Annotated in this window: 11 protein-coding genes; all 11 read left to right on the top strand. The window is 33.3% G+C overall.

Annotation, left to right across the window (positions count from 1 at the left end; translation table 11 throughout):
- Nucleotides 1-19 precede the first annotated feature (19 nt).
- The 11 genes from B4A23_RS14955 (at nt 20) to B4A23_RS14905 (ending at nt 14,141) form a co-directional block, all read left to right on the top strand.
- Nucleotides 20-2,416 (top strand): heavy metal translocating P-type ATPase, encoded by a 2,397-nt coding sequence (locus B4A23_RS14955; RefSeq protein WP_286487084.1) that lies wholly within the window; start codon nt 20-22, stop codon nt 2,414-2,416.
- A gap of 79 nt (nt 2,417-2,495) precedes the next feature.
- Nucleotides 2,496-2,660, top strand: coding sequence for a cbb3-type cytochrome oxidase assembly protein CcoS (gene ccoS / locus B4A23_RS14950; protein WP_019974626.1), 165 nt, complete (start codon nt 2,496-2,498; stop codon nt 2,658-2,660).
- Complete coding sequence (gene ccoO / locus B4A23_RS14945) at nt 2,660-4,927, top strand: cytochrome-c oxidase, cbb3-type subunit II (protein ID WP_180905302.1); 2,268 nt, start codon at nt 2,660-2,662, stop codon at nt 4,925-4,927. The genes ccoS and ccoO overlap by 1 nt, the downstream gene beginning before the upstream one ends.
- A gap of 196 nt (nt 4,928-5,123) precedes the next feature.
- Complete coding sequence (locus tag B4A23_RS14940) at nt 5,124-6,071, top strand: cbb3-type cytochrome c oxidase N-terminal domain-containing protein (protein WP_180905300.1); 948 nt, start codon at nt 5,124-5,126, stop codon at nt 6,069-6,071.
- Nucleotides 6,072-6,174: 103 nt separating this feature from the next.
- Nucleotides 6,175-7,656 carry a cytochrome c oxidase accessory protein CcoG gene (gene ccoG, locus B4A23_RS14935; RefSeq protein WP_180905299.1) on the top strand — a complete coding sequence of 494 codons (1,482 nt, stop codon included), beginning with the start codon at nt 6,175-6,177 and terminating at the stop codon, nt 7,654-7,656.
- Between the two features lie 4 nt (nt 7,657-7,660).
- A complete protein-coding gene (locus tag B4A23_RS14930; RefSeq protein WP_038335014.1) occupies nt 7,661-8,104 on the top strand; it encodes a FixH family protein in 444 nt (147 codons plus the stop codon).
- Nucleotides 8,089-8,805, top strand: a complete 717-nt coding sequence (locus B4A23_RS14925) for a sulfite exporter TauE/SafE family protein (protein WP_286487080.1) — start codon at nt 8,089-8,091, stop codon at nt 8,803-8,805. Before B4A23_RS14930 ends, B4A23_RS14925 begins: the two co-directional genes overlap by 16 nt.
- Nucleotides 8,806-8,877: 72 nt before the next feature.
- Nucleotides 8,878-10,014, top strand: coding sequence for a helix-turn-helix domain-containing protein (locus tag B4A23_RS14920; RefSeq protein WP_291121114.1), 1,137 nt, complete (start codon nt 8,878-8,880; stop codon nt 10,012-10,014).
- Nucleotides 10,015-10,139: 125 nt separating this feature from the next.
- Nucleotides 10,140-11,645 (top strand): serine hydrolase, encoded by a 1,506-nt coding sequence (locus B4A23_RS14915; RefSeq protein WP_291121112.1) that lies wholly within the window; start codon nt 10,140-10,142, stop codon nt 11,643-11,645.
- 105 nt (nt 11,646-11,750) lie between these two features.
- Nucleotides 11,751-13,043, top strand: coding sequence for a serine hydrolase (locus B4A23_RS14910; RefSeq protein WP_291121110.1), 1,293 nt, complete (start codon nt 11,751-11,753; stop codon nt 13,041-13,043).
- 144 nt (nt 13,044-13,187) lie between these two features.
- Nucleotides 13,188-14,141, top strand: a complete 954-nt coding sequence (locus B4A23_RS14905) for a hypothetical protein (RefSeq protein WP_291121108.1) — start codon at nt 13,188-13,190, stop codon at nt 14,139-14,141.
- The last annotated feature ends 9 nt before the right edge of the window (nt 14,142-14,150 follow it).

The raw sequence follows: 14,150 nt of genomic DNA, 5'->3' as shown, positions 1-14,150 counted from the left end.
AGTAATTTTGTAAAATAGTATGGAAGAGAATTGTTTTCACTGTGGTCAACGGATTGAAGAAGAGGTTATTCAGTTCGATGAAAAGGATTTTTGTTGTCAGGGTTGTAAAACGGTTTACGAGATTTTAAACGTAAATAATCTAAAAGATTATTACGACCTTAATCGTAATGCAGGTTTGCGTCCTGATGGAAAAAGTAATCATCAATTTGATTTCTTAAACACAAAAGAAATCTTTGATAAAGTTGTCGATTTTTCAGATGACGGCGTTACAGTTGTCTCCTTTTACGTGCCTGTAATGCACTGTACTTCGTGTGTTTGGTTGCTAGAAAGTTTGGATACGATTAATCCAAATATTATATCTTCTAATGTCAATTTTACGCAAAAAACTGTTCAGATTACGTATCGTGATGCGGATTTGAAATTAGGTGATTTGGCAAGATTTATTACAAATTTAGGCTATAAACCTTCGATTAATCTAAAAACATTAGACAAAAAGAAAAAAAGTAAAGTCGATCGTTCTTTGGTGAGCAAATTGGTAATTGCAGGATTCTGTTTTGGGAATATTATGCTTTTATCGTTTCCAGAATATGTCGAAGTTTTTGGTAATGTAAAAGAACAATGGTTAGATCAAAACAAAGGATATTTCCGTTGGACAATGTTCGCGTTATCGTTGCCTGTTTTCTTTTATTCATCTACCGATTATTTTGTTTCGGCTTGGCAAGGTCTGAAAAATAAATATATCAATATCGATGTACCTATTGCGTTAGGAATTATTGTGATTATGTTCAAATCGACCTATGATATCATTTTCGATATTTCGCCAGGTTACTTTGATACATTAGCGATGCTTTTATTTTTGATGTTGACAGGTAAATGGTTTCAGCAACAAACAATGCAAGCGTTGGCATTTGACCGAGATTACAAATCGTTTTATCCAATTGCAGTTGCGAAACTAGAAAATGGTTATGAACAACCAATTTTGTTGGCTGATTTGAAAAAAGGTGATCGAATTTTAATTAGAAATGAAGAAATTATTCCAGCCGATGCTATTTTGATGAAAGGTGAAGCGATGATTGATAACTCGTTTGTGACGGGAGAATCTCGCTTGATTCAGAAAAAAGCTGGAGATAAAATATTTGCTGGCGGAAAACAATCTGGTCATGCAATTGAGTTAGAAATTATTTCGGATGTTAATCAAAGTTATTTAACCCAATTATGGAACAATGATGCTTTCCAGAAAGAAGAATCTGAGTTGAATGCTTTGACGAATAAAATCAGTCATTATTTTACATTAATCATCCTTATTATTACAGCAATTTCTGCTGTTTATTGGTATTTCCACGATTCTTCAAAAATATTAGAAGTTGTTACATCAATCTTAATTATCGCTTGTCCTTGTGCGTTAGGTTTATCGTCTCCGTTTATTTTGGGACACATGATGCGTATTTTCGGTAACAAGAAATTCTATGTAAAAAATACATCGACAGTCGAAAGAATGGAAAAAATTACAGATGTAGTTTTTGATAAAACTGGTACAATTACGGAAAGTGATGAAGCGCAAGTGCAATATGAAGGGAAAGAACTTTCTGAGTATCAAAAGCAATTGGTGAAAGCATTGATTAGAAACTCTAATCACCCGTTAAGTCGTACATTATATAAGAAGTTGACAGTTGATGATCATTTACCGATTTCTAATTACGAAGAGATTGTAGGAAAAGGTCAGCAAGCTGATGTAGATGGACATCAAATAAAAGTTGGTTCGAGAAGTTTTACGAATGCTATTTTTAATGAAAATACTTTAAATCAATCTCAAGTATTTATATCAATTAATGAAGAAGTTTTTGGTAAATTTGTTTACACCAATCGATATAGAAAAGGTTTAGATCGTTTATTGAAAGAATTGGATGCTTATCAGTTACACGTTTTGTCTGGGGATAATGATTCTGAAAAAGAATATTTAGAAACTATTTTTCCAACCAATGCAAAATTGATTTTTAATCAATCGCCAACTGATAAGTTAGAATACATCAAACAATTGGAACAAGATGGGAAGAAAGTGATGATGCTTGGAGATGGATTGAATGATGCTGGAGCTTTGAAACAAAGTACAGTTGGAATCTCTATTTCTGAGGATATTAACAGTTTTTCACCTTCGTGTGATGGAATTTTGGATGCAAAAAGTTTTTCTGCAATTCCAAATTTCTTAAAGTTATCGAAGACCACGATGAAATTTGTAAAAATTGCTTTTTTCATCAGTTTCTTGTATAATATTGTTGGACTTAGTTTTGCTGTTTCTGGTTATTTACAGCCAGTTGTAGCGGCTATATTAATGCCAATAAGTTCTATTTCAGTGTTAATTTTTGCAACGGCAAGTACCCGAATTGCGGATAAATTAACAAAATGGAATTTAGATTGATTTTAAATTAGAGTTATACATACTGCTCTGACCAAAATCATTGTGATAAGAACTTAGGGCTTTGTAATTTTGTGGAGCTATGGGGATATTATTATTAATGATATTAGTTAGTGTCTCTTTGGGGGCAATTTTCCTTCTTTTATTCTTTTTAGGGTACAAGAAAGGGCAGTTTGACGAAGACGAATCTCCAGCGGTGAGAATGTTAAAAGATGATAAAAAAACACAAGATAAAATCGACTCATAATGCAAATGCAGACTTTTAGTTACGACAATAAGATCGTAAAGTATTTCCTTTATGCCACATTGTTTTGGGCAGTTATGGCATTTTTCTTTGGAGTATTGGTTGCAACTTTGTTGTTTTTTCCTACGTTACCAGAATACATCTTCGGATCGGATGATGGAACAATTGGAGGAAACATTCAAGGATTAATCAATTCGCAAGGAAAACTTGGTTTTGGTAGATTAAGAATGATTCACACAACATTTGCGGTATTCGCCTTTGTTGGGAACTCTTTCTTTACTGGAGCTTATTATTCAATGCAAAGGTTGTTGAAAACCAGAATGTACAGCGATGTTTTAAGCTGGATCGTTTTCTGGGGATGGCAATTATTTATTGTATTATCATTTGTAACATTTATCTTAGGATACAACACTTCTAAAGAGTATGCTGAGCATGAATGGCCAATTGATATTTTAATCGCGTTAGTTTGGGTATTGTTTGGAGCACAAATGTTCTTAACGATTGCTAAGCGTCGTGTACGTCACTTGTACGTTGCAATTTGGTTCTATATCGGAACTTGGGCAGCAATTACAATGTTACACGTGTTTAACAATTTAGAAATCCCAGTAACATTTAGTTTAACAGCTCCAAAATCGTACTCTTTATATTCTGGAGTTCAAGATGCGTTAGTACAATGGTGGTACGGGCACAACGCCGTAGCATTCTTCTTAACGACACCTATCTTAGGATTAATGTATTACTTTGTACCAAAAGCAGCTAATAGACCTGTATTCTCATACAAATTATCTATTATCCACTTCTGGTCATTAATCTTCATTTATATTTGGGCTGGTCCTCACCACTTGCTTTATACAGCATTACCAGGTTGGGCGCAAGCTTTAGGAACAGGTTTCTCTATCATGTTAATCGCTCCATCTTGGGGAGGTATGTTAAATGGTTTATTAACATTACGTGGTGCATGGGATAAAGTAAGAGAAAATCCTATTTTGAAATTCTTCGTAGTTGCCTTAACTTGTTATGGTATGGCTACTTTTGAAGGTCCAATGTTAGCAACAAAAACATTGAATAAAATTGGTCACTTTACAGACTGGGTTCCTGCTCACGTACACGTAGGTACTTTAGGATGGAATGGATTTATCGCATTTGGTATGATCTATTACTTAGCACCAAAATTATTCAATACAAAATTAGCATCTGTTAAGATGGCTAATGCTCACTTCTGGATTGGTACTTTCGGTATCTTATTCTGGGTAATTCCTATGTATGTTGCAGGATGGACACAAGGTTTAATGTGGAAACAATTCGCAGCAGATGGAACATTAGAATATGGTAACTTCTTACAAACAGTTACTATTCTTAAAAAATGGTTATATCCATTACGTGCATTTGGTGGAACATTATATTTATTAGGATCAATCTTAATGATTATCAATGTTTGGAAAACTGTAAAATCTGGACACTTTGTTGCAAACGAGGAAGCAGAGGCACCAGCTTTAGCACCAAAAGCTTCTACACGTGCACAAGGAGAAGGTGTTCACTCTTGGATTGAGAGAACTCCATTGGTAATGACAATTGGAGCTGTATTAACTTTAGCAGTTGGTGGTTTAGTAGAGATTGTTCCTACAATCGTAGTAAAATCAAACGTACCTACAATCGCAAGTATCAAACCTTATACTCCGTTAGAATTAGAAGGACGTGATTTATATATTCGTGAAGGATGTAATGCTTGTCATACGCAAATGGTTCGTCCATTCCGTGACGAAGTAAAACGTTATGGTGAATACTCTAAAGCAGGAGAATTTGTTTACGATCACCCATTCTTATGGGGTTCTAAAAGAACTGGTCCAGACTTACACCGCGAAGGAGGTAAAAACCCAGACGCTTGGCATTACAAACACATGTGGAATCCACGTTCTACATCAGATGGTTCTATCATGCCACGTTACCCTTGGTTAATTGATAATAAATTAGACCGTGAATTAACGCGTGATAAAATGAAATCAATGGTTGCATTAGGTGTTCCTTATCAACAAGAAGATTTTGACAGTATGCAAGTTTCTATGAACAAACAAGCTTTAGCAATAGAGCAAACTATCTTTAAAGATGCGTCTGACTTGAAAGAGTTATATGCGAAAAAAGAAGCAGAAGCTAAACAACAAGGTAAAGAGTTTGTTCCGTTAAGAGATCGTGAGATTACAGCGTTAATCGCATATTTACAACGTTTAGGAACAGATATCAAAGCTGAACAAGTAGAGACAGCAAGTAACTAATGTTAAAATATTATAAAGAATTCCTTTCTCAGTATGAGTATGCATCTTTATTGCAGACATTAATCCTAATAGGATTTATAGTAGTCTTTGTGACGATTTTTGTTAAGGTTATGAAAAAACCAAAAGAGTTTTACAAAGACAGCGAGTCAGCAGCTTTAGATTTAGAACCAGAAGAGAACGAAAAAAATAATACAAAATGAGACAACGTACCCCGGCTTATATATTTATCCCATTAACGCTATTAGCAGTAATCTTAGCGTTTACAATGGTGACGCCAGTAGATGTGGTGCCAGAACCAGGTTTTCAAGGAATGATGCACAATTTATTGGAGCACTTGAAACATGTGTTTGCACAAGGAATTTTCTGGGCAGTATTAGCAGTTGCAATCGTGATGCTTTTAATCATCAATGCTTTAAACAAAGTTGTTGAAGCAGAGAAATTTAAAAGATTATCTGAAGAAGAACAAGCTAAATATTTAGAAGATGGTAAAATAGGTTACTTCAAAAGATTGTTCAGTAGTGCTGGTAAAAAACAATCAGACGAAGAAGAAGAATCTATTATCTTAGATCACGGTTTTGACGGAATCAAAGAGTTAGACAACGCTTTACCACAATGGTGGTTATCATTATTCTACTTTGGTGTAGTATTTATGGTAGTTTACGTAATGGCATATAGCTTCACAGACTTTGCTCACATGGACAAAGAATACGAAGAAGAAATGGTTTACAAAGATGCGCAAGATAGTATTTGGGCAGTTGCAAATGATATTGATATCACAGGAGCTGTAAACAAATCTAACGATCCTGCAATCGTAGAACAAGGTAAAAAAATCTTTGAGCAAAACTGTACTCAATGTCACATGGAAGGTGGTAAAGGAGGTATTGGACCAAACTTAACTGATGATTACTGGGTGAATCATGTAGAAGATAGTTTGTTCAAAAATATCTATCACATTGTTTACAATGGATCTCCTCACAATCCTCAAATGCGTGCATTTGGTCAACGTAAAGAGTTATCTGGATTAGCAATTGAGAAAGTAGCTTCTTATGTTTATTACATCAACCAAAAAGAACCTACGAAAACAGTTGCAGAAGGTGCAGCTGCTCCTCAAGGTGACTTAATGGAAGCATGGAAACAAAAGTAATTCATTAAATAATTACAACAAATATCATATTGAAAGAGAGCTTATTTATAAGCTCTCTTTTCTTTTTTAGTCGTAAATTTGTATACATTTAAAATTCACTAAAATGAGTGTTCAAAATTCTGACCCAAAAGATGAATTTAATTTAGACGATTATTTGGATGATAACAACCAAATGAAAGAAGATGTTCGTAGTTCCATTGGAACCATGGAGCGAACTGGAGAACGTAAATGGGTTTATCCTAAAAAGCCAAAAGGTAAGTTTACAAACTATAGGACGTATGTAAGTTATGTATTGTTAGCAATATTAATCTTAACGCCTTTCTTTAAATTACCTAATGGAAATCCATTGTTCAAATTTGATGTTTTGCACAGCCAATTCATCTTATTCGGATTTCCGTTCTTTACATCCGATTTCTTCCTTTTAGCTTTAGGAATGATTACGACAATTATTTTCATCGTATTATTCACCATGGCTTATGGTCGTTTGTTCTGCGGATGGGTATGTCCGCAAACAATTTTCTTGGAAATGGTTTTCCGAAAAATAGAATACGCCATAGAAGGAGATAGAGCAAAACAAATTAGATTAGATAAGCAAGATTGGGACGAAGAAAAAATTCGTAAAAAATTATTGAAATGGACCATCTTCGCTATCATTTCATTTATTATTGCTAATGTTTTCTTAGCATATATTATTGGTGCTGACGCTTTATACGCAGTTATAAAAGAAGGACCAGCCGAAAATGTAGGAACATTGGTTGGATTAGTTTTCTTCTCAGCGATGTTTTATTTCGTATTCGCATGGTTTCGCGAACAAGCGTGTACATTGGTTTGTCCTTACGGGCGTTTCCAAGGAGTATTAATTGATTCGCATACAATCAATGTAACATACGATTTCAAACGTGGTGAAGGAACAGCTGGTCGAGCAAAATTCAAAAAGAATGAAGATCGTAAAGCAGAAGGAAAAGGAGATTGTATTGACTGTGGTCAATGTGTTGTTGTTTGTCCTACTGGAATTGATATTCGTAACGGAATCCAATTAGAATGTGTTAACTGTACAGCTTGTATTGATGCATGTGACGAAGTAATGGAAAAAGTCGGTTTACCAACAGGATTGATTCGTTATGCTTCGGAAGATGATATCAAACGTGGCGAAAAATTCAAATTCACAAAACGATTAGCTGCTTATACATTTGCTTTATTATTATTAATTGGAGCAATGACAGCTTTCTTGTTCTCTCGTTCTGATGTAGAATCTAAATACCTTAAAGTTCCTGGAACAGATTACAAAGTAGAAGGTAAATATTACGTTAATCAATTCGAGTATACATTGTACAATAAAACAAATGCAGACCAAATTGTAACAGTTCAATTGCTATCACACAAAAACTCAAAAGTAGAAATGTACGAAGGCGAAAATAAATTGAACATGGAAAAAGGTCAAATCATCCAAGGGAAATTCTTCTTGAAAATTCCAATGGATGAAGTAAAATCTTACAAAGAAAAAGTAGTGATTGGATTAGTCAATCAAAAAGGAAAAGTAATCGATAAATACGAAACGAGCTTCTCAGCTCCATTCAAATATTAATCATATGAAGTTAAATTGGGGACATTATGTAGCAATTGCTTTGGGGTGTTTTATGATATTCATTCTATCGTTGTTATATTTTGCAGGAGATACAGGCGGAATGGTAACCGAGGATTATTACGAAAAAGAAATTCATTTTCAGGATGAAATAAATGCTGAAAAACGTGCAAATGCTTTGGCAGAAAAGCCAGAAGTTATTGTACAAGCAAATGGATTTTTATTTCAATTTCCAGCAACTACTGCTGCCGATTTTAAAGGAGATATTTTTTTGATGCGTAATGATGACGAAACAAAAGATGTTAAAATGCCGATTAAATTATCTGATAAAAAGAATTTTTTAGTACCATCTGTTAAGTTAATTGACGGAGAATACGAATTAACTTTAAGCTGGAAAGAAAATAATCAAACTTATTTGATTAAAAAGTCCATTCGATGGATTTCACAATAGTTATCATAGCATTATCCATAGGTCTTACATCGTCCCTGCATTGCGTGGGGATGTGCGGACCTATTGCTTTATCTTTGGGATTAGAATCTCAAAACAAACTAAAATTTACACTTCGTAATTTGACTTATCAATTAGGACGTGTAACCACTTATACAATTTTAGGTGCAATTTTAGGATTGATTGGTGAATCATTTTCATTTGTTGGATTACAAAATTATCTAAGTATTTTGATTGGAGTTTTGATGATTATTATGGTCATGATTCCAAAATTTTACGAAAATGGTGCTACGCAACTTCGTCCTGTAAACGCCTTGATGGTAAAAGTAAAACTCTCTCTTGGTAAATTCTTAATCAAGAAAGATTCTTCCTCTCTTTATATAGTTGGTGTATTAAACGGACTTTTACCTTGCGGAATGGTTTACGCTTCACTTACAGCAGCCATTGGTTTAGGATCTGTTTACAAAAGTGCGATGTTTATGTTCTTCTTCGGACTTGGAACTTTGCCTTTGATGTTTGCAACCGTTTTATTTGGTAATTTTTTATCAGTGAAACAGCGTCAAACGATCTTAAAAATCTTACCAATTATCACACTTATTTTGGGTGTATTATTTATCCTTCGCGGATTAGAATTAAACATACCTTTTATCTCACCAGCCAAAGAAGCTCTTCAGCTAAATGGGATGGATGAGCATTGTATGTAGATTTTATTGAATAAATGTATTTTCTCAAAGATGTGAAAAAATATTACATTTGATTTTGTATTCAAAACAAAAATGGACAACTTCACATTTAAAGAAATAGCTGCTTTTATAGGGATTTTCCTTGTACTTGTCCTTGCCTTATTTTTGGTTACGGTGAAAACCAAGCATAAATTTTCCAACTGTTTACTTGCGTTTTTTCTTTTTACGACTGCTGCAGATGGTTTGAAGTTTTTGATGCGCGATTTCCCCGTCAATTATATGAACCTTGAAGCTTTCCGCTGGAGTTTTAACTATATCTTTCCCGCATCATTTTATTTCTATGTTTTGTCGGTTTGTTACACCAAATTCCGATTAAAACCGAAGCATTTATGGCATTGTATTCCTTTTGTTGCGTTCAATTTGTATATGGCTTATGGAATATATTTTCAAGACAGAGCTGGAAAAATTAGTTTTATCAATGAATTGAGCGAATCACCGATGATGCGATTTTTCTACATTCTTTTTGAAGTTCTGTTTCAAGTTTATTTTATTGCTTCATTTTTAGTCATTAGAAAGTCAAAAAAGGTCTATCTCGAGAATTATACCAATCCCAATATTTCAATACTTAATACTCTTTATAAAATCAACATTTTATTTTATGTTGTTCATTTTTTAGTATTGATAAGATGGCTGGTTACTTTTACGTATGGGAATGGAGAATTGAAGGAATGGATTGTGATGCTTGATGGTATTTCTTTTTTTGTTTGTACTTGTTGGTATTTGTTTGTCGCATTAAATAATCCCGATTTTTTTCGAGGTGTGAATTCTAGTTTAAAACCGATTAAAAAAGACGTTTCCGAAGAAAAACCAAGTCCCGAAATTAATGCGGAGAAAAATGCAGCAATCGAATCTTTAAAAGATTTTATGCTTAAAAATGAGCCTTACTTGGATTCATCCTTAACGATTCAGAATTTGGCGGAGCAAGTCAAGATGCCTGTGAAAGATTTATCGGCTTTGATTAATTTGTATATGGACAAACATTTTTTTGATTTTATTAATGAATATCGAATCGAAAAAGCCAAAGAAATTTTACGAGATCCATCCAAAAAAGACCTGACAATTTTAGAAATTCTTTATGAAGTAGGTTTCAATTCCAAGTCATCATTTAGTACTTCATTCAAAAAATACACAGGTACAACGCCGACAGATTTTAGGAAAAATCCGAATTAATTGGTAGTATTTCTCGGAAAATGAGTTCGACTTTTTTTAGTCGGTCGTGTATTAAAGCATTTTGACGCAGTTTTGCAGAAAAATAATTATTATTGAATATGAATCACAATCAAATGGTTTCGCATATGAAAAATACAATCCTTTTCTTTTTTCTGATTTTTTCAAGTTTCACTTATGCTCAAAATATCAACGAAAAAATCAAATCTTTAGAGAATAATTTAAATGCTTGGGACAAGACTAAAACCAAAAAAACGACTTTAAAAGAGAGAATGGATTTTTACGAAGTCAATGAAGTAAGTATTGCTGTCGTTAAAAATTACAAAATTGAATGGACAAAAGCTTACGGTTTTGCAGATGTCACTGAGAAAAGACCAGCAACCACAGCAACACTTTTTCAGGCGGCATCAATTAGTAAATCGTTTAACAGTTTGGGCGTTCTAAAGTTGGTTGAAGCTAAAAAATTAAATCTGGATCAGGATATTAATACCTTTTTAAAAACTTGGAAATTTCCTTACGATTCGATTTCAAAAGGAAAAAAAATCAACATCGCGCAATTGTTAAGTCATACGGCAGGACTTTCTGTCAGCGGTTTTGGTGGTTATGAAAAAGGACAAGCTTTACCGACGATTACCCAAATTTTGGATGGCGAAAAACCTGCAAATTCTAATGCCGTTCGTTCTATTTTTGAGCCTGGTCTCAAGTTTCAATATTCAGGAGGCGGCACGACTGTTTCTCAATTAATTGTTGAAAATGTAACTAGCGAAAAATATGCAGATTATATGCTAAAAAATGTTTTGCAACCTTTGGGAATGAAGCAAAGTTCCTTCAATCAACCGCCATCGTCGGACAAGCAAAATCTTTTAGCGACGGGTTACAATGGAAAGGTAGAAGTTATTGGTAAATACCATATTTATCCCGAACAAGCTGCTGCTGGTTTGTGGACAAATCCGACAGATTTGGCAAAATACATCATCGAAACTCAACTGTCTTTACAAGGGAAATCCAATAAAATTCTTTCAAAAGAAATGTCAATTAAAAGGCTTGATAACAATTTAGGTGTATTTGTTCAAGATTATAATGGTACAAAATACTTTGGTCACAGCGGTGGAAATGATGGATTTGTTTGTCACTACATTGGAAGTTTGGAAGATGGAAACGGCGTTGTTGTGATGACCAACGGTAGAAACATGCAGCTAATCAATGAAATTGTTTCAAATATTGCTTATCAAAATCATTGGAAAAATTATCCATTTGAACCCATAAAGGAATCTATTTCGTTAACAATTAAAAAAATCGCCAATCAAGACATTGATAAAGGCATCGAACTTTACAAAAAATTGAAGTTAACCAATCCAAACGATTACAATTTTTCGAATGCAAGCGAACTGAATACTTTGGGTTACGAATTTTTAAGAAATAACAAAATTGATGAAGCTATCAAGATTTTCAGTTTGAATATTAATCAATTTCCTGATTTAGCAAATGCGTACGATAGCCGTGCTGAAGCTTATTTTGATAAAAAAGATTTCGCAGCATCAAAAGCTGATTATCAAAAAGTATTGCAGTTGGAACCGGCCAATCAAAACGCAAAAGAAATGCTTTCAAAAATTGAAAAAGAATCGAAGAAATAGACAATTATGATAGTACATAATCTAGCAAAAAATTTCGGTTTCCTTTTCTTGATTTTTTCAAGTTTCACTTTCGCTCAAAATGTCACCGAAAAAATCGATTCCTTAATGAGTAAATCTTACGAAAGAGATTTGTTCAATGGAAATGTTTTGGTTGCTAAAAAAGGAAAAATCATCTATCAAAAATCTTTTGGTTTTACCAACGAAACAAAGAAAACTCAATTAACTAATAGCTCAATTTTAAATTTTGGTTCTATTGCAAAGGAGTTTAATGCAGTTGGGATTATGATGTTGGTAGAACGTGGTCAACTTAATCTTGACGACCCGATTTCGAAATACAATTTGGATTTGCCAAAATGGTCGGAAAAAGTAACAACCAGACATTTGATTAATTATTCCAGCGGAATTCCCAGAATAGAAAACGGGTTAATCGTCCAGAAAAACGATGAAGAAGCTTGGAAGATTTTAAGAAAAACGGATACGTTGTTATTCGAACCTGGAAAGGATTACCGATACGATAATGTCAATGTTTTTTTACAAAGAAGAATTATTGAAAAAATAACAGGAATGACTTTTCAAGATTTTGTAACGAAAAACATTATCAAACCTTTGAAAATGACTAATTCTGTGTTTGATGCAAAAGCAGGCTATAAAAACCGAACATCTTGTTATGATATGGACAATGTTCGATGCCCAGAAATGGAATTTATCAGTGGATGGCTTTGGTTGGATACTAGTGACATGTACAAATGGATTGATGCGATGAATCACAATCGTTTAATTTCCAGAAAATCCTTTGAAACATTATTGAATAATCCTTACACAAAAGACCATCAAGGTGGATCGTTTGGAGATTATTTTGCAGAAGAAGAATTGCAACGCCACAATGGTGTTTCGTACAAATTTGAATCGCTGGTATTAAATGATATGAAAAACGATGTCGTTATCATTTTAGCATCCAACAATCGGAATAAAGTTTGGGATTTAGGACATATCATTCGTGATATTATGTTGGGAAAACCTTTTGAAATTCCCAAAAAATCGGTTTATCAAGCTTTAAGAAAAGAAGCGCAAATGGACGTCAATAAAGCGATTGAAAGTTATTATCAATTGAAAAATACTTCCGAAAAAGAGTATAGTTTTGAAAATCCAACCGAACTTAACACTTTGGGTTACGAATTATTAAGAGCGGGCAAAATTAACGAGTCTATCAAGATATTTCAATTGGTTGTAAAAGAGTTCCCGAACAACGCCAGTGTTGCCGACAGCTTGGGCGAAGCTTACCTTACTAACAAGCAGTACGACTTGGCTTTAGAATGGTACAACAAAGCCATCAGCCTTGGCGGAACCAACGGAAATGCCGAAAGAATGATTGAGAAAATTATAGCGTTAAAAAACTAAAAATTGATTTCTCAAAATATTTAATTCAAATCACTCGAAGCCTTATCGAGGGTTCTAAATCTTGACAAGGCTTTCATTCAAATCAATACTTTCATCCTTACAAAATAAATTGTACTTTTAATTTAATGAAATGTAATTAACGCGATGAAGTTCAAATCAGAATATATAGGAATTATTTTAGGAGCATTATATGGTTTGCTTTTTCGGTTGGTAATTGGTGATAGTTCATATAGTATATTTGATAGAGGTCTATTAACTTATACCTTTCTTTTCGGAATTCCAATTATTATTGGAGTAGTTCCGATTTTGTATTCTTCTACAGAAATTTATAAATCAAAATTGAAACAATTTTTTTATCCAATAATTACAGTTGTAATTTATATTATGACGTGCTTAATGACAGGGATTGAAGATTTGGTTTGTGGATTAATATTGGGATTTCCAGCATTAATAGTTGCAGGAATTGCAGGATTAATTTGTGGGAGCAGAACAGCAGAAAGAGAAAATGATAAAAAACTATACTCAATTTTATTATTGCCGTTGTTTTTATTTCCAATTGAAAATGTTTTTCCTGATAAAAGCGAATTGTTTACCACAGAAAGTTCTATTGTTGTGAATAATCAACCTGAAAATATTTTTCCTAATTTGATTGAAGTCAAAGAAATAAAGCAAGATGAATATAAAGATGGATTTTATCAATTTATTGGTGTTCCGCGCCCAATAAAATCGACATCGTTTATAGAAAATAATCAATTGGTTCGTATCGGAAAATTTACAGATGATTTGGAGTTATTTGAATATGTTACTGAATTGGAAGAAAACAAATATGTAAATTTCAAAATAGATATTTCAAAGTCTAAACTTCGCCAAAAACCAACGGATCAACATGTGTTGAAAGGAAATTATTTTAAGTTTGAAAATATAAATTATCGTTTAGAAAAAATAAATTCAACGCAAACAAAAATTACTCTTTCCTGCGAATATCAAATAAATTCTAAATTAAATTGGTACGGAAATTTTTGGGCAGAAAGTATTATTCATGATTTCGAAAAACGATTATTACAATCTCTAAAATTCAAATTAGATTCTCATCAATAAATCCAACTT

Source organism: Empedobacter sp. UBA7248 (genome assembly GCF_002472945.1).
Lineage (GTDB): Bacteria > Bacteroidota > Bacteroidia > Flavobacteriales > Weeksellaceae > Empedobacter > Empedobacter falsenii_C.
This window is presented reverse-complemented; position numbering and strand designations above follow the sequence as displayed.